Genomic DNA, 24,367 nt, shown 5'->3' on the forward strand with positions numbered 1-24,367 from the left:
TGGGCTACGCCCCGTGGCCCGCGCGATGCCCGCCCGCGCCCCCGTCCGGCCGGCGCCTATGAGAGGTGACACGGCTCACAGCCTCGTCCTGTCCGATCGGTCAGCTCTGACCGATCGGACAGTTATGGTGGACGCATGGCACGCCCCGCTTCCGCCCTGCGCGGTCACATCCTGGAGTCGGCACTGCGGCTGTTCGCCGCGGACGGCTTCCGCGGCACCTCGCTGCAGGACATCGCGACCGACGCCGGGTGCTCGAAGGCCTCGCTCCTCTACCACTTCACCACCAAGGACGCCATCCTCACCGAGCTGCTGACCCCGGCGGCTGAGGGTGTCGCCGCGCTGCTCGCCCGCCTGGAGGCGCTGGAGGGCGCGCCGCTGGTGGACGAGGCCGTCACCGGTTTTGTGGAGATCACCCTGCGTTTCCGGCAGGAGATGCGGCTGCTCTTCGCCGAGATCGAGCGGGCGAGTGACGAACCCGGCCTCGGGGTCACGGATCTCCTCGAAGGACTGCTCGACGCGTTCACCGCGCGGTCCCCGGATCCCCGCGACCGGGTGGCCGCCTGGATGGCGATCGGCGCCGTCTTCGTCACCAGCACCGGCAACGACGAAGCGCCTCACGAGGTCCTGCGCACCGAGTTGATCCTCGGCGTGCGGCGCCTCCTCGACCACACCCCCAGCTGAATTCCCACGGAAAGGTGCGTCCTTCGATGGCGACCCTGCTGTACCGGCTCGGCCGGTTCTCCTTCCGCGCGCGAGGCCGAATAGCCGCGGTCTGGCTCGTCCTGCTCGCCCTGCTGGGCCTCGCGGCGGCCACGCTGATGAGCCCGACGACCGACGAATTCTCCATGCCGGGCACCGAGTCGCAGCAGGCGCTGGACGATCTCGGCCGCCAGTTCCCCGAGGCCAGCGGTGCGACCGGCACGATCGTCATCGCCGCGCCCGAGGGCGGCGGCCTCGACCCGGCCGCCGTGGCCCCCGTGGTGGAGGAAGCCGCCGGGATCGACGGCGTCATCGCCGTCATGGACCCGTTCGAGACCGGCGCCGTCTCCCCGGACGGCCGTTACGCCCTCGTCCAGCTGCAGTTCGACACGAGCATCGACAAGATCACCGACGGGCAGCGGTCGGCCTATGAGGCGGTCGGAGCCGGCATCGAGGACCTGCGGGTCGAGCACGGCGGCGAGATCATGGGCGGCGAGGTGGAGATCGGCTCCACCGAGATCCTGGGCGTCCTGGTCGCGGCGGTGGTCCTGGTCATCACCTTCGGCTCGCTCGTCGCCGCCGGTATGACCCTGCTGAACGCGCTCATCGGCGTCGCCATCGGCATGGCCGGCCTGTTCTCCCTCACCAGCGTCATCGAACTGACCTCCACCGCGCCGATCCTGGCACTGATGCTGGGCCTGGCCGTCGGCATCGACTACTCCCTGTTCATCACCTCCCGCTACCGCCAGTACCTCGCGGAAGGCGTCGCACCCGAGGAAGCGGCCGGCCGCGCGACCGGCACCGCCGGCTCCGCCGTGGTCTTCGCGGGGGCCACCGTCATCATCGCGCTCACCGGGCTCTCCGTCGTCGGCATCCCCTTCCTGACCTTCATGGGCCTCGCCGCCGCCGGAACCGTCGCCGTCGCCGTCCTGGTCGCGCTCACCCTGCTGCCCGCCTTCCTCTCCTTCGCCGGGCCGAAGATCCTGCCCCGCAAGCAGCGCGCGGAGAGCGGCAAGGCCGAGGCTCCCACCGAGGGCTTCGGCTTCACCTGGGGGCGGCTCGTCACCCACAAGCTCCGGATCCCGATCCTGCTGCTGGCCACGGCCGGGCTCGTCGCGCTCACCCTCCCCGCCCAGAACATGCGCCTCGCCCTGCCCGACGCGGGCACCGCGGCCGAGGGGTCGCCCGCCCGTGAGGCCTACGACCTGACCGCCGAAGGCTTCGGCGAGGGCTTCAACGGCCGCCTGATCGCGGTGGTCAACGGCGCGGACCCGCAGTCCACCGGCGCGGCCGTCGAGGAGGCCGCCGGGCTCATCATGGCGACCGACGGCATCCTCGCCGTCACCCCGCCGCAGCTGAACGCACAGGGCACCACCGCCCTCCTCACCGTCATCCCCGAAGCCGGACCCACCGACACCGCCACCGAGGACGCGGTCCACGCGATCAGGGACCAGGTCGGCGGCATCGAGGGAGCGGACATCGCGCTGACCGGCGTCACCGCTCTGGGCATCGATGTCTCCGAGAAGCTCGCCGACGCCATGCCGATCTATCTGCTCCTGGTGGTGGGGCTGTCCATCCTGCTGCTGATGCTGGTCTTCCGGTCCGTCCTGGTCCCGCTGAAGGCCGCGCTGGGCTTCCTGCTCACCGTGGGCGCGACCTTCGGCATCACGGTGGCGATCTTCCAGGAGGGCCACCTGGCGGAACTGGTCGGAGTCGACGCCCCCGGTCCGCTCGTGAGCTTCCTGCCGATCCTGCTCATCGGCATCCTGTTCGGTCTGGCCATGGACTACGAGGTCTTCCTCGTCTCCCGGATGCGCGAGGACTTCGTGCACGGCGCCGACCCGCGGGCGGCCACCGTCAGCGGCATGGGGCACAACGCCCGGGTCGTCACGGCCGCCGCGCTCATCATGACCTCGGTGTTCGGCGGGTTCGTGTTCATGGACGACCCGATCATCAAGTCCATCGGGTTCGCCCTCGCCATCGGTGTCGTCATCGATGCCTTCGTCGTGCGCATGGCGCTGGTCCCGGCCGTGATGTCGCTGCTCGGCCGGGCCGCCTGGTGGCTGCCGGCGCCCGTGGACAAGGTGCTGCCCGACCTCGACATCGAGGGCGAGAAGCTGAACAAGCAACTCGCCGCGGAGCAGCGCGAGCAGGAGTCCGTCCCGGCCTGACCCGCACCGGCCTGGGCCCTCCCACCGGTCGGCCACGCCGCCGCTCGTGCTCCCGCCGGTCACTTCCGAGGAAGTGCCCGGCGGGAGCATCCGGCCCCGGACCAACGGCCGTTGGTCCGGGGCCGACCTGGTCGTGCGCGTCCGGCTCCGTCGGGTACGGATGTCCGGTCGAGGAACCGGCGCAGACCGGTCCGTACGCCGCCCGTGGGGACGGTGGCGGCGAAGCACGCTGCCACCGTCGCCGCGGCCCCCGACCGGCAGACCGACGCCGCACGCCGGGCCGTTGTCCGCGACGATCACCGGCCGGGGGAACCCTTCGATGCGCCGGGTCATCGGCTGGCGCCGGTGGACGGTCTCGCGCAGCGTCCCGAGCACGGCGACCGGCACTGGCCACGCCCTGGACGAGCTCGGCGCCGTGTCGCGCCGCCAGAGGGACGCCCTCGACGCAACCCCCCCGCGGACCCGTCCGGTAGGTCATGGGCCTCCCGGCCGCGCGGTCGTGCCTGCCGGGCGGACCCGCAGGCGTGCGGCCGGGGCTGCTGCTGGAGGCACGGCCCGCCGCGCCGTTGAGCGAACATTCAGTGGATACTTATCGGCTTCATCCACGCTTATTCCGTTCTTTTCCGCACGTACCGCAGCGCAAGGGGGATCTGACGTGAGGAAAGCAAGGAAGGTGTCCGGAATCGTCCCGGCCGTGAGCCTGGTGCTGGCCGCGCTGGTGGCCGGCCCGGTGGTGGCGGCCACCCCGGCCCAGGCCGCGGCCTCCGACTGCGTCAAGGTGCTGGAGAACCACGGTTACCCGTCCAGCACCGCGCGCGTGAAAGCCTGTGCGATCGGCGTGAAGGGAACCGCGGCGGCGCGGGAGAAGTGCACCATCAAGCTCGTGCAAAGCGCTGTTCGCGAGGACCTGGCCGCCAAGGTCTGCGATCTGGCCGCCACGTAAGGACGGGCCGCGCGCATCCGGTGGCCGTCGCCCCTCCACGAGCTCCCCCGTCGGCAGCCCGCCCTCCCACGGGCCGCCCTCCCGGTGGCCACCGGCGGCGCAGCCGTACCGGGCGTCACACCGCGGCGGGCGGAGCCGGTGCGGCCGGGTGGAACTGCTCGACGCGGTCCCGCTTGGTGTACATGTCCCAGTAGTGCTCGGCGAGATCGTCGGGGTCCACCACGGTGGGCCGGGGCCCGTCCACGGAGTCGAACGCGGCACCGGCCTTGGCGGTCGCCTCGCTGCGGGCGATCAGGGAGGCGATGGTCAGGGCACCGGCGTAGATGCCCCGGTCGGCGAGTTCGGTGTGGAGTGAGTAGAGGTAGTTGCGGGTGGCCGCCATCACGGGGCCCAGGCCACTGAGGTGGGGCATCGGCTGCGCGGCCGAGTGGCCCTGGGCCAGCAGGAAGGCGCCGTCGCCGCGCTCGGTCCACTCGGGCAGCAGCGCCCGGACGACCTCGACCGGGGTGAGGAGCAGCAGCGGGACCAGCCCCTCCAGGGTGGCCGCGTCCAGCGCGGCGGCCGGGGTGAAGCCCTGGTCGCCGCTGATCGGGCCGTAGGCGACGACGTCGATCCGGCCCAGGCGGTCCCGGATGCCGCTGACGAGGGCGGGCACTTCGGTGGGCTGGGAGAGGTCGGCGGTGAAGCCGACCGCCTCGATGCCCTCACCGGCGAGCTCCCCCACGAGGGCGTCGAGGCGGTCCCTGCGGCGGGCCACCAGGGCGACGCGGAACCCCTCACGCCCGAAACGGCGGGCCACGGAGATACCGAGACCGGTACCGGCTCCGAAGACGGCGATCACTTTGGGCATGGGGCTGCTCCTCGCGACGATGGTGACCAGATTTGTTGACCCCTGGGTCAACTTAAGACCGACGGTAGCACGCTTCTTGACCTGCGGGTCAAGTTGAGGCGCCGGGCGGCATGACCGAGGGATGCCGTCAGCGGCCGGACCGTTGACGGTGCGACCATGGAGCGGCAGCCCTCGCTGCCGGGACCGGGAGGAACGACGAGATGCGGGCCGACGCCCAGAGGAACGCGGAGAAGCTCCGGACGGCCGCCGCCGAACTCTTCAGGGAGCGCGGCCTCAACGTGCCCCTGAAGGAGATCGCGCGCCGCGCGGGCGTGAGCCACGGAACGCTCTACAACCTCTTCGGCACCCGCGAGGCACTCATCGACGAAGTGGTGACCGAGCTGGCCGCGGGCCGCCTCGGCAGGGCGGCCGAGGAGGCCCTTTCCCACGAGGACGCCTGGGACGGATTCGCGTTCTACGTCGAGACGGTGTGCGCGCTGCAGAACTCCGATCCCGCGGTCGCGGACGTGGTCAGCGGTCGCTATCCGGGCGCGGAACGGCTGATGGCCGTCTGCGGCCAGGCGCTGGACGCGACCACGCGGATCGTCGAACGCGCCCGCAGGGCGGGGGCCCTGCGCCCCGACTTCACCGCCGAGGATCTCCTGCTGGTTTTCGCCACCCACGCCCTGCTGGCCCGCGCGGCAGCGGACGCCGCTCCCGACGCCTGGCGCCGGCACATCGCCTTCGTGCTGGACGGATTGCGTACGGAGGGAGCGCGCGGGCCTCTTCCCGTCGCTCCGCTGACCCCGGAGCAGGCGTTCGGCGTGATGGGCGGACTCGCCGGCAGGCCGTGATCCGCTACCGGCCGTGGGGGTGCGGATGGATGCGCTCCACCCGGTCGCGCCGGGTGTACATGTCCCAGTAGATGCCGGCGAGTTCGTCGGGGTCCACGACCGGTACGGTGCCGGCCGCGGCGTGGAGTTCGTGCAACTCGCTGCGCGCGATCGATGCCCCGACGGAGAGGGTTCCCGCGTAGATCCCCCGGTCGGCGAGTTCGGCGTGCAGGGAGTAGAGGTAGTTGCGGGCGGCGGCTCCCACGGGAGCCAGGCCGCTGAGCCCGGGCACGGGGTGAACCGCTGTGCTGCCGGTGGTCATGAGGAAGGCGCCGTCGCCCCGGTCCGTCCACTCGTCGAGCACCGCCCGGACCACCTCGACGGGGGTGAGCAGGAATACCGGAAGGCTCCTCTCCAGTACGCCGAGTCCACCCGGGCTGCCGGGGTGAAGCTCTGCTCGGTGCCCAGCGGGCCGTACTCGATCACGTCGATCCGGCCGAAGCGGTCACGGATGTCCGCGATCAGCGCCGGCACCCCTGCGGGGCGGGACAGATCGGCGGTGAAGCCGGCCGCCTCGATGCCCTCGGCCGCGAGCCGGTCGACGAGGGCGTCCAGGCGTTCCCTGCGGCGCGCCCCAGCGCGACCCGGAACCCCTCACGGCCGAAATGCCGGGCGACAGAGGCGCCGAGGCCCATGCCCGCTCCGAAGACGGCGATCACCTGGGACACGTCATGCTCCTTGTGCGGTACGTTCAAGCTTTCTTGACACGGGGGTCAACTTTCATTTCGACGGTAACACGTAAGTTGACCATCGGGTCAAGGTAACCGGGCCGGGCAAACCGTTCGCCGCTCCCGTACGGGCTCTGCCAGGCTCGGGCCGTGACCGGATACGAGTTGTTGCTCATCGGCGGTGGCGCGGGTGTCGGGAAGACAACCGTGGGGTGGGAGGTCTCCGCCCTTCTGCGGGCGAAGGAAACGGCGCACTGCCTGGTGGAGGGGGACTTCATGGATCAGATTCATCCCGCCCCGGCCGGAGACCCGCACCGCTCGGCGATCACGGAGCGGAACACCGCCGCGATCTGGGCGAATTACGCCGCTCTCGGTCAGCGTCGCCTCATCTACACGAACACGGTGAGCGTTCTGGAGGAGCCGATGCTCAGGCGCGCCATGGGCGGGGGCGAGATCAGGGTCACCCGGGTCCTGCTCACGGCCGGGGAAGCCACTGTCCGGGAGCGGCTGGCCGGGAGGGAGATCGGGTCCCAGCTCGACGCGCACATCGAGTCGAGCCTGCGGAACGCACGGCACCTCGACGAGAAAGCGCCGCCGGGAACCCTCCGTATCCCGACGGACGGTCGCTCGGTCCACGCCATCGCCCTCGACATCCTGCGGAGAACTGGCTGGTAGAGGCGTTCCGGTCCTGCCGTCGGCCTTGATCACCCGCGTCGGGCGTGCCGCCGGCGCGGGGGCCCGCCGCCACGGGCCAACGATGCCGTGGCCGGTCACTCGGCGAGTGCGAAGGACGCCCGTTCCCGCCGTGCGGCACCGTGCCGCCGTGGGAGGGGTGGCCACCCGGCCACGACCTCCGCACCGATACCGGTATAGTAATGACGGTATAGTTATTGGGCTGCGCACGAAGGGCGCCACATGATCGAGATTCTCAACCCCACCCTGCTGGCACGGGCAAGAACCACCGGCGCCGTCGTCGCTGACATCCTGCAGACCCTGAAGGGCCGGAGCACGGTCGGCACGAACCTGCTGGACATCGACCAATGGACCAAGGAGATGATCGCCGGGGCGGGAGCCTCCTCCTGCTACGTCGACTACGCGCCGTCCTTCGGACGCGGACCGTTCGGCCACTACATCTGCACGGCCGTCAACGACGCCGTGCTGCACGGGCGGCCCCATGACTACACGCTCGCCGACGGCGATCTGCTGACCCTCGATCTCGCGGTCTCCAAGGGCGGAATCGCCGCGGACGCCGCCATCAGCTTCATCGTGGGCACCGAAAAGCCCCCGGAGAGCGTCGCGATGATCGACGCGACCGAACGCGCGCTGGCCGCGGGAATCTCCGCCGCTGGCCCCGGAGCGCGGATCGGCGACATCTCCCACGCCATCGGCACGGTCCTCAGCGAGGCCGGTTACCCGGTCAACACCGAGTTCGGAGGCCACGGCATCGGATCGACGATGCACCAGGACCCCCACGTCCCGAACACCGGACGACCCGGCCGCGGTTACACGCTGCGCCCCGGGCTGCTGCTCGCCCTGGAGCCCTGGGTCATGGCGGACACCGCACGACTCGTCACCGACGCCGACGGCTGGACGCTCCGCAGCGCGACCGGCTGCCGGACGGCACACACCGAGCACACGATCGCCGTCACCGATGACGGAGCCGAAATCCTCACTCTCCCGAAGTGAACGCAGCCGCCAGGTCGCGGCCACGCCGTCAAGGACGCCGAGGGGCGAGCGCGCCGGAACGCTGTCCGTGCCTCACGCGCTGCGCGGCAGTGCGGCGAGATCGACGCGGTGAGCCATCGGCTCGCCTCTGACCGCCCGCTCGACCTCGCTCAACGCGGACCGGCCCAGCCGGCTCAGCTCGTTTCCCTGCGAGCCGGCGACATGCGGGGTGAGGAAGACGTTCGGGAGCCGGAACAGCGGTGAATGCGCGGGCAGCGGCTCCGGGTCGGTCACGTCGAGCACCGCGTTGATTCTGCCGGTGGTCAGGTGCCGGGTCAGCGCCTCGGTGTCCACCAGGCTCCCCCGGGCGGTGTTCACCAGTGTCGCGCCGTCGGGCATCATCCTGAGCCGGTCGGTGTCGATGAGATGCCGGGTGGCCGGGGTCGCCGGTGCGTGCAGGGTCGTGATGGAGCTGGTCATCAGGAGTTCGTCGAGGCTCGTGGCGTGTGCCCCGAGCCGTACGGCCTCCGCGGCGTCCACGTACGGGTCGTGCAGGAGGACGTCGAAATCGAAGGGACGCAACAGCTCCATCACGCGTCGCCCGATCCGCGACGCCCCGATCACGCCGACCCGGCGCCCGACGTTGCCGACATCCCTGCTCAGCAGATCCGCCGGGGGTGCCAGCGCCGTGCGGTAGTCCTCGCGCAGGGCGAAGATGCCCTTGCCCAGCAAGAGGATCATGCCGAGGGTGTACTCCGCGACCGGCAGGGCGTTGGCATCGGCGGCCGAGGAAACCGCCACCCGGCGGCTGAAGACCGCGGGATCGAGCAGACTCTTCACGGTGCCGCCGGTGTGCACCACCGTGCGCAGGCGCGGCAGTCCGTCCAGGATCTGCGGCGTGATCGGAGGGCATCCCCACCCGGTGATGAGCATCTCGACCTCGGGCAGCAGGGCACGTACGCGCTCGTCGCCGAAGTCCCGCACCGCCAGGTCGGGATCGATGTCCACCGTTGCGCGGAGCGCCTTGAGCAGGTCCGGGGGGAAGAGCAGCGGCAGGTGCGCGTCGTCGAGAGCGAACAGGGCAGCGGGGCGTGCGGACATGGCGATACACACCTTCGATTCCGGCCGTGGTGGTGACGGGGCGATGGCCGCTCGGGTCTGTGCACGGACGGGCTTGTCTCGCACCGCCGGGCGATCACCTGCCAAGAGAATGCTTCATCGTGCGCACTCTTGGCAATCTTGAAGCAAAGATGAGCGGAATCGCGATCCGTGGGAAGTGACACGTCCCGGACGGGTCAGGCGGCCGACGCTCCGCAGGACGCGCGGACGATCAGCCGCGGCTGAATGAGCAGCTGCCGCACGGAGATGTCCTCGGGCGCCGGTGCTTCCAGGCGGTCCAGCAGCAGGCGGGCGGCCAGCTCACCGAGTTCGTGCTTGGCCGGGGCGACCGCAGTGAGCGGGACCTCGGCCAGCGCGGCGATCTCGTCGTCGTAGGCGATGAGAGCGATGTCGTCGGGGGTGCGCAGCCCGGCCGAGCGCATCCTGCGGACCAGCTCGATCGCGTCGTGGTCGGAGTGCACGAGCGCGGCCCTGGTGCCGCTGTCCCGACACTCCTTGATGAACAGGTCGTACTGACGGGCGGCTTCGGCGGCCCCCAGGGTCGGGCTTCCGCTGTCCACGACAGGAGCCGAGGGCTTCAGCCGCAGCGCCTGGACGGCCGTGGCGTGCCCTTCGGCCACCAGCGGTGCGGTGGGGCTCCCGTTGGTGAAGAGGCCGACCCGGTCGTGGCCGAGGCCCACCAGGTGACGCACCGCGGCGTAGGCACCCTGCCGATGGTCGGACGCGACGAACTCACAGGACTCGAACGGGTTCTCCGGCTGCCGCTCCATGAGGACGAACGGCAGGCCGCCGGCCCGCAGGTGATCCAGCGTCTCCGGGGACAGCAGATGGCCACCGGAGGGAGCGACCAGCAGCCCGTGCACGCCCGAGGCGGCCAACTCCTGTATCCGCTCCCGATCCCTGGACTGCCCGTAATCCGTGAACCCGATCATCACCCGGGCGTTGTGCCGGGCGGCGACCTCCCGCACCCCGGCAACCACCCGCGGGTAGTAGTAGTTGGCGGAGGGAACCATGAGCCCCAGGGACAACTCCGGCGCGACCGCACCGGCACCCGCCGACGCATCGGTCGCCCGAGGCGTCGTCGGCTGCGCGGAAGAGGACCCGCCCCGGGGCGTCGCCAGCAGAGCGCCGCCCCTGACCCGGGAGACGCGACCCTCGCCCTCCAGATCCATCAGATCCCGCCGGATCGTGGCACGGGAGACCCGGAGCCGGGACGCCAGTTCGGTGACCTTGAGAATGCCGGATCTCTCCAGCTCCTGGACCAGCAACTCATGACGTTGGGCGACGAGCATGTCGGCCACGAGCCCTCCCGAGCAACAGAATGACGCACATCGTAAACCAGGCTGAATGGTGTGCACCGTTTGGCGGGCAACGAGCACGGCGATCGGAGCCTTCGCACCTCGGAGCGCCGTATCAGCTGAACCGGCGTGCACCGCGCCGTGTCGTGCCTGGTCCAGGCTTCCGCACCACTCCAGGGTGCGACCGCAAGCTCACTCACGGGCCACGTGCGCATACCTGTGAACGTGGATGCGAGGAACTGGAGCAAAAAGCATCAACATGCTTGTTGACGGCCCGGAGGGGGGCTGATCAACCGGTGTTTACGGGCAAGACCACTCAAGACGAAGCGCACCACACGCCTCCGTCGTTGCGCCGGTGCCCGTAGTCGGCGAAGAACAGCAGCTCAGTACGGTGCACGCACAGGGCTTCCGCGACGCGCTGGTGCAGCCCCGTTGAAATATCTGAAGCAATCTGATCGCTTTCCATTGACGGCCGACTGTCGTTGCGTCAAGGTGCGGGCATCCCCACCGCAGGAGCCGCCGCCATGCCGCCTCAACTCCCAGCGACAGTCATGGATGTCTCCCCACCACGCCCTCTCGCCGGACCCGCCCGCAGCGCACACCACCTCAGCAGGGCCGCCGAGTAGCAGCCTTTCCCCACAAGGAGTTGGACATCGTGGTCCGCATCACCCGACGCAACGTTCTGGCCTCGGCCGCTGCCGCCGGCGCCACCGCGCTGCTCACCTCCCGTGCCACCACCGCAGCCGCTGCCCCCGGCACCCAACCCGTCCCCGATCCCGCCGAACTGACGGGGCACGACCCGGTCACCGTGCGATGGCTGGAGGGCGGCACACCGGCGGAGCTGGCCGCCGGGACGACCTTCGGCGTGCCGTGGCCCCGCGGCGCACTCGCCCCCGGGCAGGAGTTCTCCCTGGTCGCCGACTCCGGGGGCGCCGTCCCCGTGCAGTCCTGGCCGACCGGCTGGTGGCCGGACGGCTCGGTCAAGTGGACCGCTCACGCCGTCAGTGGCGCCGATCCACGCTCGGAAAGCTACCGCCTTGAGCCCGGTGACGCCGCGCCGCCCGCCACACCCCTCACCGTGCACAGCGACAGACAGCGCATCACGGTCCGCACGGGCGTCATGACCGTCACCTTCCGCCGCAACGGCGACCGCCTCGTGGAGTCCATCAAGCGGGGCACGACCGTCATAGCGCAGGGCGGACGCCTCATCGCCTCCCGCCAGGACAAACCCGCCACCGAACAGCACGAGGTCGTGCGCAGCGAGTCCTTCACCGGCGAACTCGACGACGTCACGGTCGAACAGGACGGCCCCGTCCGTGCCGTGGTCAAGGTCACGGGCAAGCACAAGAAGGGACGGCGCACCTGGCTGCCGTTCGTCGTCCGCTTCTACCTGTACGCCGGCTCCGAGGCCCTCCGCGTCGTGCACACGTTCATGTACGACGGTGACGCGTCCCGGGACTTCATCAACGGCCTCGGCGTGCGCTTCGACGTCCTCATGCGGGACGAGCCCCACGACCGCCACATCCGCTTCGCCGGTCCGGAACAAGGCGTGCTGTCCGAGGCCGTGCGGGGCATCACCGGGCTGCGCCGCGACCCGGGCGAGGACGTCCGGCAGGCGCAGGTGGCCGGCCGGCCCACCCCTGACCCGGCCACCTGGGACCAGCGTGTCACCACCCGGCTGCAGTACATCCCCACCTTCGGCGACTACAGCCTCAGCCAGCTCACCGCGAACGCCTTCGAGGTGCACAAACGAACCAGGACGGGCCACACCTGGCTCCGGGTCGACGGCGGCCGGCGTGCCCGCGGCCTGGCGTACGTCGGCTCACCGTCCGGCGGCCTCGCCTTCGGCATGCGGAACTTCTGGCAACTGCACCCGACCGAACTGGAGATCACCGGCGCGGCCACGGACACCGCTGAGGCCACCGTGTGGCTGTGGTCACCGCGCGCGGGCGCCATGGACCTGCGCTTCTACCACGACGGTCTCGGCCAGGACACCTACCCCGAGCAGTTGGAGGGCCTGGAGATCACCTACGAGGACTACGAGCCCGAGTTCGGCACTCCGTACGGCGTCGCCCGCACCACCGAGCTCACCTTCTGGGCGCTGGAGGCCACCCCGACGGCCGAGCGCTTCTCCGCCCTCGCCGACGCCAACGCCACTCCGCCACTGCTCGTCGCCCCGCCCGAACACAACCACTCCGCAGGGGTGTTCGGATCCTGGACGCCGGTGGACCGCTCCAGCCCCGCCAGGGACGAACTGGAGGAGAACCTGGCGCTGATGCACCGTTACTACGTCGACTCGGTCGACCAGCGGCACTGGTACGGCTTCTGGGACTACGGCGACGTCATGCACTCCTACGACGGTGACCGGCACGCCTGGCGCTACGACATCGGCGGCTACGCGTGGGACAACTCCGAGCTGTCCACGGACATGTGGCTGTGGTACCACTACCTGCGCACGGGGGAGGCCCAGGCGTTCCGCCTCGCCGAGGCGATGACCCGCCACACCGGCGAGGTGGACATGTACCACCTCGGCGAGTGGAAGGGCCTGGGGACCCGACACGGAGTCCTGCACTGGGCCGACAGCGCCAAGCAGGTCCGCATCAGCAACGCCGGATACAAGCGCTTCCTGTACTTCCTCACGGCGGACGAACGGATCGGCGATGTGCTGCACGAACTGGTCGACGCGGACCGGAGCTTCCTCGTCCTGGACCCTGGCCGCAAGCTGAGGGACGAACCCTACGAGCCGGACCCCGCGGCCCTGGAGGTCGTCGGCGTCTCCACCGACTGGGGCGCACTCGCCCTGGCATGGCTCACCGAGTGGGAACGCCGGGGCGACGACACGGCCCGGACCAAGCTCCTCAACAGCGCCGCCAGCATCGCGGCCCTGCCGAACGCCTGGGCACAGGGCGGCCCCATCACGTACGACCTCGCCACCGGCGTCTACAGCGGCCCCGCCGAGCAGCGGGTCAGCATCGGCAGCCTCAGCTCCGTCTTCGGGCTCATCGAGGTGATGACGGAACTGCTGGAGCTCATCGACGACGAGCAGGTCACCGCCCAGTGGGTCAGATTCTGCCGGCTCTACAACTCCAGTGCCGACCAGCAACGGGAGGAGACCGGCGCGTCCTGGGGCAGCCTCAATCTGCGTCAGGCGTACTCCCGGGCCACGGCGTACGCCGCCGTGCGGCTGGAGGACGACGCGCTCGCCCGCCGCGCCTGGCAGGAACTGCGCACGGGCCACGCCGGTTACCCCGAGACCCACGACTTCACGGCGAGACGTATCGAGGGTCCTGCCGTCCTGAACCCCGTGGACGAGGCGTCCCTCAGCACCAACGCGAGTGCGCAGTACGGCCTGGCCGTCATCCAGTGCCTCGCCCTCGTCGGCGACCACATCTAGCACGCCCCTCCGCCCGCCGACCGCACCCCGAACCCGCCACACCGCAGAAGTCGAGGAGGCCTTCATGCGCAACAACCACCGGTGGAAGAGAGCGAGAAGGGCGGCCGCCATCGCGTCGGCCTTCGTCGTCATGAGCGTGTCCGCCGTATCGGGTGCCACATCCGGGCAGGCGCCGCCGGGCGGGCCGGCCACCGTGACGGCGGGGAACGGCGCGACGACGGCGGCGCCCGCGCGCGTCATGGAGAACCTCGGCCGTGGCGTGGTGGCCGTACGCTCCAGCAGTACCGATGTCCTGGTCTCCTGGCGCCTGCTGGGCCTGGATCCGGAGGGCATCGGATTCAACGTCCACCGGTCCGCGGACGGCGGCCCGTGGGTGAAGCTGAACGCCTCCCCTCTTCTCGGCGGCACCAACTTCACCGACTCCACGGCGGACATGTCGGTCCCCAACCGCTATCGGGTCGCGCCGGTCCTGGACGGCGACGAGCAGGAGGCCGGCACCGCCTTCACCCTCACCGCCGACCACGCCGTCGAGCCGGTGGTCCGGGTACCGCTGCGGGACGGCGGCCCCGTGAAATTCGTGTGGGTCGGAGATCTGGACGGGGACGGCGAGTACGACTACGTACTCGACCGCCAGACCTCCCCGCAGACGCTGGAGGCGTACACCTCGCACGGAGAGTTCCTCTGGGAGGTCGACCTGGGGCCCAACAGCGTCAACCAGAACAACATCTCACCGGGATCCTCGGCCATCGACGTGGGTCACTGGGACGGCGTCACCGTCTACGACTTCAACAGTGACGGACGCGCGGAGGTGGCCCTGCGCATCGCCAACGGAGTCACCTTCGGCGACGGAAGCACCTGGACCCACGCGGACGACAACCGCCAGTTCATGGCCATCCTCGACGGCCGGACCGGCGCGCTGCTCAACTACTCGCCGGTGCCCACCGACTACATCGCCGACGGCCCCATGGGCGCGCGCCTCGGCGTGGCCTACCTCAACGGCACCACACCGAGCCTCGTCGCCTACATGAAGAACCGCCGGGACGACCTGGGCTTCAACCTCATGATCGCCGCCTGGCGCTGGAGCGGACAGAACCTCAGCCTGCAGTGGAAGTGGCTGCGCGAGGACCGGAACGCCCCGGACGGGCACAACACCCGGGCCATCGATGTGGACGGGGACGGGACGGACGAGATCGCCGAGATCGGCTTCGTGCTCAACGGCGACGGAACGCTGCGCTACTCGCTGGGGGACCAGGGCATCGTCCACGGCGACCGCTTCCACATCGCGGACATGGACCCGGAGCGGCCGGGCCTGGAGGGCTACGGCGTGCAGCAGAGCCACCCCGAGGGCCTGCGGGAGTACTACTACGACGCCGACGACGGCACCATGATCTGGCAGCACGTCGAGGAAGGCACCGCGGACGTGGGCCGCGGCATGGCCGGCGACATCGACCCACGCTTCCCCGGCATGGAGGTCTGGTCCTTCTCCGGCCTCTACAACGCGTCCACGAACGAACTCACCACCCCTGACACCTCGCACCGTCCGTGGCCACACCTGGGCCTGTGGTGGGACGGCGACCTGTCGATGGAACTGCTGAACGACGGAAAGTTCGAGAAATGGGACCCCGAGAACCCGGGGCCCACGAACAGCCTGCGCCGGCTCGTCACCACGTGGAACCACGGTGCCGTCAACGCTCACGGAGGCCGGAACCCCACGCTCGTCGGCGACATCCTCGGTGACTGGCGCGAGGAAGCCGTCTACACCAACGCCGACCACAACGAGCTGATCATCTTCACGACCGACCAGCCCACGGATGTCCGGCTCTACACCCTCGCCCACAACCCGGCCTACCGGAACGGCATGACGTACAAGGGGTACCTGCAGTCCCACCACACCGACTACTACCTCGGCAGCGGCATGGCGACGCCCCCGCGGCCGAACATCGTCTACGCGGGAGGCTGACAGCCCGGCGGCGGCTGTCGCTCGGTCATCGCGGCGAGCGCCCGGGACACCCATGGAACGCGGGCCAGACCCGCCGCCTCGCAGGCCCGCCGGGCGGCCGACGACGCCACCCGGCGCTGGACATCGGGAGGTGAGGCATCCGGCGAGTGCACCAGATCGCTGTCGAAGCGGACGAGGCCGCGAACCTGGCCGGCGAGGCCGCGCAGCCTCTCGCTGGGCGGCCGGCCGCCCCACTACCAGCGCTCCTGGTGCAGCCGCCGCTCCTCTGCGGCCCGCTCCTGCGCCGGCCGGGCACGGCGATCCGTCACCCGCCGGGCATCATGCCGCAGGCCACTGACAACACCGACGACAAGACGGCACGGGCCCGCCCGAGCAGGAGCGCGCGCACCACAGGACGGCCAGGGGCGCCGGTCGCGCCTGGGGAGCACCGCTCACCGCTTCGGCTCGTCCTCCCCTTTCTCCCTTTCCTCCAGCGCGGGCAGCACCTTGTCCAGAGTGATCGGCAGGTCCCGTACGCGTACGCCGCACGCGTGCCACACCGCGTTCGACACCGCCGCGGCCGTGCCGACGATGCCGATCTCGCCGATGCCCTTCGACCCCATGGCGTTGACGTGGGGGTCGTGTTCGGGCAGCCAGTGCGCCTCGATCTCGCGGACGTCCGCGTTGGCCGTGATGTGATATTCGGCGAAGTCGTGGTTGACGACATGACCGGAGCGGGGGTCGAGCACGCTGTTCTCGTGCAGCGCCATCGAGAGCCCCATGGTCATCCCGCCGATGAACTGCGACCGCGCCGTACGCGGGTTGATGATCCGGCCCGCCGCGAACACGCCGAGCAGGCGCGGCACCCGTACCTCTCCCGTGTCGGTGTTGATGTGCGCCTCGGCGAACTGCGCGCCGAAGGCGTGCATCGCGTACCGGTCGTTGGGCCGGCCGACGGAGCCGGACGCCTCGGCACCGTCCGGCGGCTCGTTCCCGTACCGCTCACGCAGGGCACGCGCGGCCTCGACCACGGCGGAGCCCCACGTCGTCATCCCGGAGGACCCTCCGGCCACGGACGCCGTAGGACAGTCGGTGTCACCGATCCGGACGTCCACCCGGGAGACCGGCACCCCGAGCGCGTCCGCAGCGATCTGCGGCAACGTCGTCCATGTCCCGGTGCCGAGGTCGGAGGCGCCGATCGCGGCGACGTAGCGGTCCCCTTCCCGCCGGATCACCGCCGTTGAGTACGGCATGCGGTTGACCGGGTACGTGGAGGCCGCGACGCCCGTGCCGACCAGCCACGCGCCGCGCCGGCGCGTGCCGGGCCGGGGGTCGCGCTGCGACCAGCCGAACCGCGTGGCTCCCTCCCGCAGGCAACCGACGAGGTTCCGGCTGGAGAAGGGCTTCCCCGAACCCGGCTCGACGGCCGGCTCGTTGCGGACCCGCAGATCGATCGGGTCCATGCCGAGGCGTTCGGCCAGCTCGTCCATCGCCACCTCGGGGCCGAACATCCCGGGACACTCACCGGGAGCGCGCATCCAGGACGGTACCGGGACATCGAGGGCCGCGAGCCGGTGTGTGGTCCGGCGGTTCGCGGTGGCGTACATGATCCGCGCGGGCACGCCGGTCTGCTCGGCGAACTCCTTGATCCGCGAGGTCTGCTCGACGACGTCGAGCGCGAGGGCGGTGAGCGTGCCGTCACGGTCGGCGCCCAGGGAGCACCGCTGAATCGTGGGGGTGCGGTAGCCGACGAGGCTGAACATCTGTTGGCGGGTCAGGGCCAGCCGCACCGGCCGGCCGGGAAGCGCCCGCGCCGCCAGCGCGGCGAGCACCACGTTGACGTGCGGTTGCCCCTTGGAACCGAAGCCTCCCCCGACGTACGGGCACACGACCCGGATCTGCGCCTCGTCGAGACCGAACACGCCGGCCACGGCGCTGCGCGTCGGGTGGACGCCCTGCGTGGAGTCCCACAGGGTGAGGAGGCCGTCGCCGGCCGGGTCCCACAGGGCCGTTGTCGCGTGCGGTTCCATCGGGTTGTTGTGGTTCATCGCCGTGGTGTACGTCTGCTCGACGGTCACCTCCGCGGCGGCCATCGCCGCCTCGACGTCGCCCTCGGTCGTGTCGGTGGGAAAGGAAGGATTCACCTGCTCGGGCGCGTACAGGTCCTCGCGGTCGGCCCGCAGTTCGGTGTCGTGCGGCTCCTGCGCGTAGGTCACCCGGATCAGGGCGGCGGCGTGCCGGGCGGTCTCGGAGGTGCCGGCGATGACGGCGGCCACGACCTGGCCTCGGAAGGCCACTTCGTCATCCTGCAGCGCCGCCAGCTCCCGGTCATCGGTGGAGGCCAGCCGCTCGACGGTCCCGGGGGTGAGCACCGCTGCCACGCCGTCGAGCGCCTCGGCCTCGGTGGTGTCCAGCTCCGCGACCCGGCCACGGGCGATCGCGGCCTGGACGGGATACACGTACGCGGGGTTCTCCGCAGCGGTCTCGTAGGCGTAGACGGCGGTGCCCAGAACCTTGGCCCTCCCGTCCCGGCGGGGCAGGTCGCGGCCGATGGCGTCCGGCGCGTTCAGGAAGGTCATGATGCGTCCTCTCGGACCAGGTCGCGCAGAGTGGCGGCGAGTGTGCGGCGCAGCAGGGGGATCTTGAACGCGTTGCCGCCGTCCAGCCCCTCGGCCGGGCGGGCGTCGGCGAGTTCGGCGTCGGCGGCGGCGAGGTAGCTCCGGTCCGATGCCTCGGAGCCCCGCAGCACGTCCTCGGCCCGGCGGGCGCGCCACGGCGCGTGCGCCACGCCGCCGAGCGCGATGCGCGCGTCGACGATCACACCGTCCCGCACGTCGACGGCCGCGGCGACGCTGACCAGGGCGAAGGCGTACGAGGCGCGGTCGCGCACCTTGCGGTAGGCGGAGCGACGGGCCAGGGGCTGCGCCGGCAGGTCGATCGCGGTGATCAGTTCGCCGTGTTCGAGCACGGTGTCGCGCTCCGGCGTGTCGCCGGGCAGCCGGTGCAGGTCCACGAAGGGAAGGGTGCGCTCGCCGTCCGGGCCGAGCACTTGCACTCGCGCGTCGAGCGCCGTCATCGCGACGGCCATGTCGGAGGGGTGCACCGCGATGCAGTGCTCGGAGGCCCCGAGGATCGCGTGGTTGCGGGTCCAGCCGCCGAGGGCGGAGCAGCCCGACCCGGGGTCCCGCTTGTTGCACGGCGTGGTGACGTCCTGGAAGTACACGCAGCGGGTCCGCTGCAGCGGGTTGCCGCCGGTGGTGGCCATGTTGCGCAGTTGTCCCGACGCGCCCGACAGCAGTGCCTGGGACAGCACGGGGAACCGGTCGCGCACGCGGTGGTCCGCGGCCAGTTCGCTGTTGCTGACGCCCGCGCCGACCCGCAAGGCCCCCGAGCCCAGTTCCTCGATCTCGGTGGACAGCAGGCCGGCGACACCGACGACCAGGCCGGGCGCGACGACGCCCAGCTTGAGGTGGTCCACCAGGTTGGTGCCGCCGCCGAGGAAGACCGCGGTCGGGTCCCCGGCGACACTGCGTACGGCTTCCGCCGCGTCCGTGGGGCTCCGGTAGTCGAACGGCCTCACCCGGCCACCTCCGTACCGTCCGCCCGCCCGGTGGCCGCCGCGGCCTGCTGGATGGCCGGCACGATGTTGACGTAGGCCGCGCACCGGCACAGGTTGCCGCTCATCCGCTCGGCGATCTCCGCATGGTCCAGGCGGGGTTCGCGCGTGCTCCCGGTGGCGGCGCTCGGCCAGCCCCGCGCGAACTCCTGGAGCATGCCGACCGCGGAGACGACCTGCCCCGGGGTGCAGTAGCCGCACTGGAACGCGTCGCAGTCGATGAAGGCCTGCTGCACCGGATGCAGGGCGCCGTCGGCTCCGTCGGGTGACCGCCCGTCGTCGGAGCGGTGCCCGCCGGGGGCGCTGTCCTCGGCGGCGAGCCCTTCGGCGGTGGTCACCCGGGCGCCGTCCTGGGTGACGGCGAGGGTGAGGCAGCTCAGCACGCGCTGCCCGCCGGACAGCACCGTGCACGCGCCGCACTGCCCGTGGTCGCAGCCCTTCTTGGGACTTCTCACTCCCAGCCGTTCGCGCAGCGCGTCCAGCAGTGTCGTGCGCGTATCGACGGTCAGCCGCCGCGCGGCCCCGTCGACGTGCACGGTGATCTCGGTATCCATCGCGGCTGGGTACCCCGACCGTTACCGCTCACACGGGGCGCGGCGCAGCCTCACACGAGTGGCGGCAGGAACGGTGCGCCTCCGACGTCAGGGCGTACTGGTGGCCGGCGGGACGGCGGAAGAAGTACGGGGATCCCTTCGACACGCGTTCCGCGTGCGGATAGTGGAGGAGGCACCGTGCCGGCCTCACCACCGGGCGGGCGCCCTACAGCACCACCAGCCCGAGCAGCACGATGGCCGACAGGGCGGTGAGCCCCTGGACGAGAGTGGCCGCGGTCTGGGCACGGTAGGCGGTCTTCACATCCATCCCGGAGAACTGGGCGACCACCCAGAAGTACGAGTCGTTGACATGGCTGACCACCATCGACCCGGCGCCGATGGCGAGCACCGCCATGACCTGGCCCATCGGTATGGAGCCGATCGTGCCGTCCAGCCCGAGGGCCGGCAGCAGCGGTTGGGCGAGCGTGGAGGTGATGATCAGCGCGGCGGTGGTGCTGCCCTGCGCGGTCTTCAGCAGGGCGGCGAGCCCGAAGAGGACCAGCAGAGCCGGGATGCCGCTCACCGCCGAGCCGTCCCCGATGAGGTCGCCGATGTAGTCGGCGATCGGCGTGCCCTTGATGACCTGCCCGAAGGCGCCGCCGGCCCCGGTGATGACCAGGATGGGCGCGGCGTCGACCAGACCCTCGGCGACCCAGGTGGTCAGCGCCTTGGCGTCCCGCCGGGGCGGCAGCAGGGCCAGCGCGAGCAGGACACCGATGAGCAGCGCGTTCACCGGGCTGCCGAGGTCGGTGAGGAAGGCTCCGAAGGCGCCGTCGACGAGGGTGCCGTCGCCGGAGGGGAACGCGGCGACCGAGCCGATCGCCATCAGGACGATGGGACCCAGGATCGGGGCCAGGGCGCGGCCCGTCGAGGGAAGACGCTCGAACTGCGCCTTGTACTCCTCGAAGGTCTGGCGCGCGTCGGGCAGGTGGCTCTCCAGGTCACCGGTGCGGCGCAGCGCCCAGGCGAGCCCGGCGACGGCGGCGACGAGGGAGACGGGTATGCCGAAGAGGATGACCCAGATCAGCCCGTCGGAGGCGATGCCGACGTTGCCGGCGGCGGCGATCGGGCCCGGGGTCGGCGGGACGAAGGTGTGCGAGGCGTACAGGCCGGTGGCCAGGGCGGTACCGAGGACGACGGGATTCTTGCCCGTCCTGCGGGCTATGGACCGCTGCAGGGGGGAGAGTACGACGTAGCCGGAGTCGCAGAAGACCGGGACCGAGACGACCCAGCCCATGAGGGACATGGCGAGGGCGGGGTGGCGTTTGCCGATGACCTTCAGCACCCCCTCGGCGAGGGTGACCGCCGCGCCGGTCCGTTCCAGGACCTTGCCGATGATCGTCCCGAAGAGAATCACCAGGCCGATGCTCATCAGGATGGAGCCGAACCCCTCGGCCACGGTCCCGGCGAGATCGTCGACGAACCGTTCCTCCGCGCCGGTCGCGGCGCCGATCCCCATCGCCAGGAAGCCGAAGGCGTAGGTGGACAGAACGATGGCGAGGAAGGGATGCAGACGGAACCGTCCGCACAGGACGATGATCAACCCGATGCTCACGGCGAGGGCGGTGAGCAGGGCGGGGCCTGCTGTGTTCATGCGGCTGACTCCTTGCGGGGACACGACACTTCCGGGCCGTGACGGTGGTTCAGTGGTGGGGGAGGGGAGGCCTGCGCGGGGGAGCGGCGGATCAGCCCCGCGGCAGGCCGGGGCGCCGGGGAGGACGACTCACGGCGAGCCGTCCCGGCACTCTAGGCACGCGGTCGGCATTCCGAATACGGGTGCGACATGCGGAATATTCAGCCGCAGTCGGCGGCTGACGGGGCCTCGCGGATCATCGGCAGGGTGGGCAGCCTCCCTCGCCAGAGGTAACGCTCACCCGCGACCTGAAAGCCGTGGCGCCGATAGAAGCGGATCGCCCGGTCGTTGTAGTCGACGACCCCCAGACGGACGGGCGCAGGTCCTGCCCAGGTGAAGAAGGCGGTCATCATCTGACCGCCGAGTCCGTGCCCCTGAGCGTGGTCCAGCAGATACATCGGTCCGAGGGTGACCGGTTCCGACGCGTTCCGGTGGCCGCAGAGATAGCCGACGATCTCCGTCCCGGAACGGACCACCCGGCAGAAGTGCGGAGCGGGATCTCCGTTGGCCGACTCGATGAACTCCCGCCACTGCGCGATGCCTTCCGCGGTGGCGGACGCACCACGGTGCGCGCGGATCCAGGGTTCATCGATCCCCGCCTCGGGGTTGGGGTAGTTCAGCAGCCAGTTGCGCAGGTGCAAGGGCCCCAATGCCGCCGCGTCCTCAGGACGAGCGGGGGTGATCACGTAGGTCATGCCAGACCATACCGGCGCCCGACCGGGCCGCCGCGTCGGCTGCCCCCGGCTTCCCGGCCGGGATCTCGCGGAATTCTCCCCTCGGTTCGACATGCGCTGTTGAGGTGAGGAGGAAACCATTCCGCAGCGGTGGCGAGAGTCGGCAACAGCACCGACGACCAGGGGTTCTTCTACGGACCCGAGACCCCCGACGAGCTGTCGCAGCCGTCGGGCACCTACAAGGACGGCAAGGGCGCCATCAAGCGGCAGGCGGCCCGATTCCGTGTCCACGGATATGACAAGAACGACACGGTATTGGGGGAGAGCACCCACGGGGGTGACTGCACGATCGACCTTGAGGTGCATCTCGCGAACAAGAAGGCGCGTCCTGGTTCCAGTTCCACATGGCGCTGGACATTCCGGAGGCGGAGGGCCTTTCGGCGGATCAGTTCGAGCGCCGCAACAAAGGGATCGACCGCAACGACCTGATCATCGACCCGGGAGCGAAATCGGTCAGCGGCAACAGCCAGCAGGGCCAGGAATTCAAAGGGGAAGATCGGGTCGGGCACCGACCAGAAGGAGGTCTACCTGGGCGAGTGGTCCTGGGCGGGCGCGGGAACTGGGAGATGTTTCTCACGGGGCCGGACCACAAGCGCCCGACGACACCGCGAACACGTACGCGTTGACGGCCTTCGTGAACAACGACGGCTGGCACGACGATGTCTCACACGGTCCGGTGACCGCGACGGTCAAGGCCAAGGACGGGACGTCCGTGCCCTTGAAGGGGGCCTCGTGGGTGCTGGTCGGCCCGCCGAACTACGCGCCCGACGTCAAGGCGAGCCCTTCCTCGCCGCGTTCGGCGTAGGTGAACTGGTCCATGAAGTGGCCGTCATACCGCTCGGCGACGCGTCGGGCGTAGGTAACGATGTCCCCGGAGACGGGAACGACGATCTCCTCCAGGTCGGTGATCGCCTGCCGCTTCTCCTCCGCCGTGGTGTCGGGCACGACGGCGTAGAACGGAATGCCGAGCTTGCGGCAGTACCACGCCTCCGAGATGGCCGTTGAGCCGCTCGACGCCTCCACCACGGGACGGCCTTCGGTGAGCCGGCCGCTGGCGAGAGCGTGGATGAGCAAAGCTGCCGCCAGGCGGTGTTTGTGGCTGCCGGACGGCTGGTCGGCCTCCCGCTTGACGAACAACTGCAGCCCATGGAGCCGCGATGCCAGCGGGATCTGCGTCAACTCCGTTTCCTGCGGCTTGAGCTCGCCACGGATGAGCTGGATGCAGTCGATCACCCACTGCCGGTCGTCCGGGTTGACGTCCGACTCGTCCTCGCCCTCCATCTGGGGCTTCGTTGCGGTGCGCTCCACGACGGTCATCGGCGGCCTCCAGCCGACCGCACCGCCCGACCGGCCGGCGCCCGACCATGATGATCGGCACGCCCCCTCTCTCCGGCGCGCGCCACACCGGGCCGAGCCGATTCACCGCTACAGCGCAACCCGTCGGCCGCGGCATCGGCGGCATCGCCGGCGCCGGAACACGGTGGGCCGTGCCGGGGTCAGGGCTCCTTCGGGGGCGTCCCCGACGTCATGCGCTGGAGGTTGATCTGCACCGCGCTCACGATCATCCTGGCCACCACCCCCACGAGCGCGAGACCGGCGACCATCTGAACGGTGACCAGGATCCGGGAGGGAGCGGTCGTCGCCGTGATGTCGCCGAAACCGACGGTGACGAACACGGTGACGGTGAAGTACAGCGCGTCGGTGCGGGTCAGCGGCACCGTGAAGGATCCCGGCCGATCGGTTTCCATGAGGTAGTACGTGCCGGCGAACATCAGCAGGAACACCGGGACGACGACGCTGAACGCCTCGATGGCGCGCAGGCGCGGATACGGGGAGCGGATGATCGCGTACACCTGCCAGGCCACGGCGGCGGCGAAGGCCAGGAAGCCGGTGAAGAACCACAGAGCGTTGAGCCGGTCGAGGGGACGATCGAGAGGCAGGGTGTAGTAGAGGATCAACAGGACGGTGACCGAAACAGCCGCTCGCAGCGTGGTGAGCAGGAGCAGCCGGCGGCGCTGTCGTGGCTCCAGTTCCCGGTAGTGGGGGGCGGCGTCGATGCTCATGACAACCAGGTCCTCCATTCGTTGGCCGGCGACACCGACCTTCCAACGGCGCTCCCGGCGCGCCAAGGACTGCCACTCGTCATAGGACCACGTCCGGCGGACGCTCCCGT

The 24,367-nt window shown here is 70.6% G+C and carries 23 protein-coding genes; 11 read left to right on the plus strand and 12 right to left on the minus strand.

Features of this window, described 5'->3' with window-relative positions:
* The first annotated feature begins 135 nt into the window (after positions 1-135).
* The 3 genes from ACTFAP_RS27555 (at position 136) to ACTFAP_RS27565 (ending at position 3,813) form a co-directional block, all read left to right on the plus strand.
* Complete coding sequence (locus ACTFAP_RS27555) at positions 136-681, plus strand: TetR/AcrR family transcriptional regulator (RefSeq protein WP_390121157.1); 546 nt, start codon at positions 136-138, stop codon at positions 679-681.
* 26 nt (positions 682-707) lie between these two features.
* The gene (locus ACTFAP_RS27560) at positions 708-2,870 is read left to right on the plus strand and encodes an MMPL family transporter (RefSeq protein ID WP_495682827.1); all 2,163 of its coding nucleotides are present in this window, start codon (positions 708-710) and stop codon (positions 2,868-2,870) included.
* 694 nt (positions 2,871-3,564) lie between these two features.
* Entirely contained in the window at positions 3,565-3,813 is a 249-nt protein-coding gene (locus tag ACTFAP_RS27565; protein ID WP_390121164.1) for a hypothetical protein, read from the plus strand.
* A 115-nt stretch (positions 3,814-3,928) separates the two neighbouring features.
* Here ACTFAP_RS27565 and ACTFAP_RS27570 read toward each other — a convergent pair whose 3' ends face one another.
* Positions 3,929-4,663: an SDR family NAD(P)-dependent oxidoreductase gene (locus ACTFAP_RS27570; RefSeq protein ID WP_500467713.1), complete on the minus strand. Its 735-nt coding sequence runs from the start codon at positions 4,661-4,663 to the stop codon at positions 3,929-3,931.
* Positions 4,664-4,863: 200 nt separating this feature from the next.
* On the opposite strand from ACTFAP_RS27570, the gene ACTFAP_RS27575 reads away from it, so the two are divergent.
* Positions 4,864-5,496, plus strand: coding sequence for a TetR/AcrR family transcriptional regulator (locus tag ACTFAP_RS27575; RefSeq protein WP_400008906.1), 633 nt, complete (start codon positions 4,864-4,866; stop codon positions 5,494-5,496).
* Positions 5,497-5,500: 4 nt separating this feature from the next.
* Here the strand turns inward: ACTFAP_RS27575 and ACTFAP_RS27580 are convergent, their stop codons facing one another.
* On the minus strand, positions 5,501-5,839 hold the full coding sequence (locus tag ACTFAP_RS27580; RefSeq protein ID WP_500467714.1) for an SDR family oxidoreductase: 339 nt from the start codon (positions 5,837-5,839) through the stop codon (positions 5,501-5,503).
* Between the two features lie 514 nt (positions 5,840-6,353).
* Between ACTFAP_RS27580 and ACTFAP_RS27585 the strand changes: the two genes are divergently transcribed.
* Positions 6,354-6,878 (plus strand): nucleoside/nucleotide kinase family protein, encoded by a 525-nt coding sequence (locus ACTFAP_RS27585; RefSeq protein ID WP_500467715.1) that lies wholly within the window; start codon positions 6,354-6,356, stop codon positions 6,876-6,878.
* Positions 6,879-7,118: 240 nt separating this feature from the next.
* Positions 7,119-7,889: a type I methionyl aminopeptidase gene (gene map / locus ACTFAP_RS27590; RefSeq protein WP_500467716.1), complete on the plus strand. Its 771-nt coding sequence runs from the start codon at positions 7,119-7,121 to the stop codon at positions 7,887-7,889.
* Positions 7,890-7,961: 72 nt separating this feature from the next.
* On the opposite strand, the gene ACTFAP_RS27595 is transcribed toward map, so the two are convergent.
* From ACTFAP_RS27595 to ACTFAP_RS27605, 3 genes are all read right to left on the minus strand, one after another.
* Positions 7,962-8,969 carry a hydroxyacid dehydrogenase gene (locus tag ACTFAP_RS27595; RefSeq protein ID WP_500467717.1) on the minus strand — a complete coding sequence of 336 codons (1,008 nt, stop codon included), beginning with the start codon at positions 8,967-8,969 and terminating at the stop codon, positions 7,962-7,964.
* 194 nt (positions 8,970-9,163) lie between these two features.
* A complete protein-coding gene (locus ACTFAP_RS27600; RefSeq protein WP_500469580.1) occupies positions 9,164-10,279 on the minus strand; it encodes a LacI family DNA-binding transcriptional regulator in 1,116 nt (371 codons plus the stop codon).
* A 322-nt stretch (positions 10,280-10,601) separates the two neighbouring features.
* Positions 10,602-10,751 carry a hypothetical protein gene (locus tag ACTFAP_RS27605; RefSeq protein WP_500467718.1) on the minus strand — a complete coding sequence of 50 codons (150 nt, stop codon included), beginning with the start codon at positions 10,749-10,751 and terminating at the stop codon, positions 10,602-10,604.
* A 189-nt stretch (positions 10,752-10,940) separates the two neighbouring features.
* Between ACTFAP_RS27605 and ACTFAP_RS27610 the strand changes: the two genes are divergently transcribed.
* On the plus strand, positions 10,941-13,679 hold the full coding sequence (locus ACTFAP_RS27610; RefSeq protein ID WP_500467719.1) for an exo-rhamnogalacturonan lyase family protein: 2,739 nt from the start codon (positions 10,941-10,943) through the stop codon (positions 13,677-13,679).
* A gap of 64 nt (positions 13,680-13,743) precedes the next feature.
* Positions 13,744-15,639 (plus strand): rhamnogalacturonan lyase family protein, encoded by a 1,896-nt coding sequence (locus ACTFAP_RS27615; RefSeq protein WP_500467720.1) that lies wholly within the window; start codon positions 13,744-13,746, stop codon positions 15,637-15,639.
* A gap of 431 nt (positions 15,640-16,070) precedes the next feature.
* Here ACTFAP_RS27615 and ACTFAP_RS27620 read toward each other — a convergent pair whose 3' ends face one another.
* The 5 genes from ACTFAP_RS27620 to ACTFAP_RS27640 all read right to left on the minus strand — a co-directional run bounded on the left by ACTFAP_RS27620 (position 16,071) and on the right by ACTFAP_RS27640 (position 22,155).
* Positions 16,071-18,197 carry a xanthine dehydrogenase family protein molybdopterin-binding subunit gene (locus ACTFAP_RS27620; protein ID WP_500467721.1) on the minus strand — a complete coding sequence of 709 codons (2,127 nt, stop codon included), beginning with the start codon at positions 18,195-18,197 and terminating at the stop codon, positions 16,071-16,073.
* The gene (locus ACTFAP_RS27625) at positions 18,194-19,198 is read right to left on the minus strand and encodes an FAD binding domain-containing protein (protein ID WP_500467722.1); all 1,005 of its coding nucleotides are present in this window, start codon (positions 19,196-19,198) and stop codon (positions 18,194-18,196) included. The genes ACTFAP_RS27620 and ACTFAP_RS27625 overlap by 4 nt, the downstream gene beginning before the upstream one ends.
* Positions 19,195-19,788 (minus strand): (2Fe-2S)-binding protein, encoded by a 594-nt coding sequence (locus ACTFAP_RS27630; protein WP_500467723.1) that lies wholly within the window; start codon positions 19,786-19,788, stop codon positions 19,195-19,197. Before ACTFAP_RS27630 ends, ACTFAP_RS27625 begins: the two co-directional genes overlap by 4 nt.
* Positions 19,789-19,993: 205 nt before the next feature.
* The gene (locus tag ACTFAP_RS27635) at positions 19,994-21,421 is read right to left on the minus strand and encodes a GntT/GntP/DsdX family permease (protein WP_495682841.1); all 1,428 of its coding nucleotides are present in this window, start codon (positions 21,419-21,421) and stop codon (positions 19,994-19,996) included.
* A 200-nt stretch (positions 21,422-21,621) separates the two neighbouring features.
* Positions 21,622-22,155 (minus strand): GNAT family N-acetyltransferase, encoded by a 534-nt coding sequence (locus tag ACTFAP_RS27640; protein ID WP_500467724.1) that lies wholly within the window; start codon positions 22,153-22,155, stop codon positions 21,622-21,624.
* Positions 22,156-22,284: 129 nt separating this feature from the next.
* Here ACTFAP_RS27640 and ACTFAP_RS27645 point away from each other — a divergent pair, with 129 nt between their 5' ends.
* From ACTFAP_RS27645 to ACTFAP_RS27655, 3 genes are read left to right on the plus strand one after another with little or no spacing between them, the layout of a single operon-like run.
* The gene (locus ACTFAP_RS27645) at positions 22,285-22,623 is read left to right on the plus strand and encodes a LodA/GoxA family CTQ-dependent oxidase (protein WP_500467725.1); all 339 of its coding nucleotides are present in this window, start codon (positions 22,285-22,287) and stop codon (positions 22,621-22,623) included.
* Positions 22,539-22,820 (plus strand): hypothetical protein, encoded by a 282-nt coding sequence (locus ACTFAP_RS27650; protein WP_495682844.1) that lies wholly within the window; start codon positions 22,539-22,541, stop codon positions 22,818-22,820. Before ACTFAP_RS27645 ends, ACTFAP_RS27650 begins: the two co-directional genes overlap by 85 nt.
* Positions 22,817-22,999: a LodA/GoxA family CTQ-dependent oxidase gene (locus ACTFAP_RS27655; RefSeq protein WP_495682845.1), complete on the plus strand. Its 183-nt coding sequence runs from the start codon at positions 22,817-22,819 to the stop codon at positions 22,997-22,999. The genes ACTFAP_RS27650 and ACTFAP_RS27655 overlap by 4 nt, the downstream gene beginning before the upstream one ends.
* On the opposite strand, the gene ACTFAP_RS27660 is transcribed toward ACTFAP_RS27655, so the two are convergent.
* Positions 22,951-23,511: a pyridoxal-phosphate dependent enzyme gene (locus ACTFAP_RS27660; RefSeq protein WP_500467726.1), complete on the minus strand. Its 561-nt coding sequence runs from the start codon at positions 23,509-23,511 to the stop codon at positions 22,951-22,953. The genes ACTFAP_RS27655 and ACTFAP_RS27660 overlap by 49 nt on opposite strands.
* 179 nt (positions 23,512-23,690) lie before the next feature.
* Positions 23,691-24,257 carry an ion channel gene (locus tag ACTFAP_RS27665; protein WP_495682847.1) on the minus strand — a complete coding sequence of 189 codons (567 nt, stop codon included), beginning with the start codon at positions 24,255-24,257 and terminating at the stop codon, positions 23,691-23,693.
* Positions 24,258-24,367: the final 110 nt, after the last annotated feature.

Source organism: Streptomyces sp. PH9007, assembly GCF_059813725.1.

Coding starts and splice junctions, on each gene's coding strand:
- ACTFAP_RS27555 (WP_390121157.1), top strand. CDS start 136: ATGGCACGCCCCGCTTCCGCCCTGCGCGGTCACATCCTGGAGTCGGCA.
- ACTFAP_RS27560 (WP_495682827.1), top strand. CDS start 708: ATGGCGACCCTGCTGTACCGGCTCGGCCGGTTCTCCTTCCGCGCGCGA.
- ACTFAP_RS27570 (WP_500467713.1), bottom strand. CDS start 4,663: ATGCCCAAAGTGATCGCCGTCTTCGGAGCCGGTACCGGTCTCGGTATC.
- ACTFAP_RS27575 (WP_400008906.1), top strand. CDS start 4,864: ATGCGGGCCGACGCCCAGAGGAACGCGGAGAAGCTCCGGACGGCCGCC.
- map (WP_500467716.1), top strand. CDS start 7,119: ATGATCGAGATTCTCAACCCCACCCTGCTGGCACGGGCAAGAACCACC.
- ACTFAP_RS27595 (WP_500467717.1), bottom strand. CDS start 8,969: ATGTCCGCACGCCCCGCTGCCCTGTTCGCTCTCGACGACGCGCACCTG.
- ACTFAP_RS27600 (WP_500469580.1), bottom strand. CDS start 10,279: ATGCTCGTCGCCCAACGTCATGAGTTGCTGGTCCAGGAGCTGGAGAGA.
- ACTFAP_RS27605 (WP_500467718.1), bottom strand. CDS start 10,751: ATGGAAAGCGATCAGATTGCTTCAGATATTTCAACGGGGCTGCACCAG.
- ACTFAP_RS27615 (WP_500467720.1), top strand. CDS start 13,744: ATGCGCAACAACCACCGGTGGAAGAGAGCGAGAAGGGCGGCCGCCATC.
- ACTFAP_RS27620 (WP_500467721.1), bottom strand. CDS start 18,197: ATGACCTTCCTGAACGCGCCGGACGCCATCGGCCGCGACCTGCCCCGC.
- ACTFAP_RS27630 (WP_500467723.1), bottom strand. CDS start 19,788: ATGGATACCGAGATCACCGTGCACGTCGACGGGGCCGCGCGGCGGCTG.
- ACTFAP_RS27635 (WP_495682841.1), bottom strand. CDS start 21,421: ATGAACACAGCAGGCCCCGCCCTGCTCACCGCCCTCGCCGTGAGCATC.
- ACTFAP_RS27640 (WP_500467724.1), bottom strand. CDS start 22,155: ATGACCTACGTGATCACCCCCGCTCGTCCTGAGGACGCGGCGGCATTG.
- ACTFAP_RS27650 (WP_495682844.1), top strand. CDS start 22,539: ATGGCGCTGGACATTCCGGAGGCGGAGGGCCTTTCGGCGGATCAGTTC.
- ACTFAP_RS27660 (WP_500467726.1), bottom strand. CDS start 23,511: ATGACCGTCGTGGAGCGCACCGCAACGAAGCCCCAGATGGAGGGCGAG.
- ACTFAP_RS27665 (WP_495682847.1), bottom strand. CDS start 24,257: ATGAGCATCGACGCCGCCCCCCACTACCGGGAACTGGAGCCACGACAG.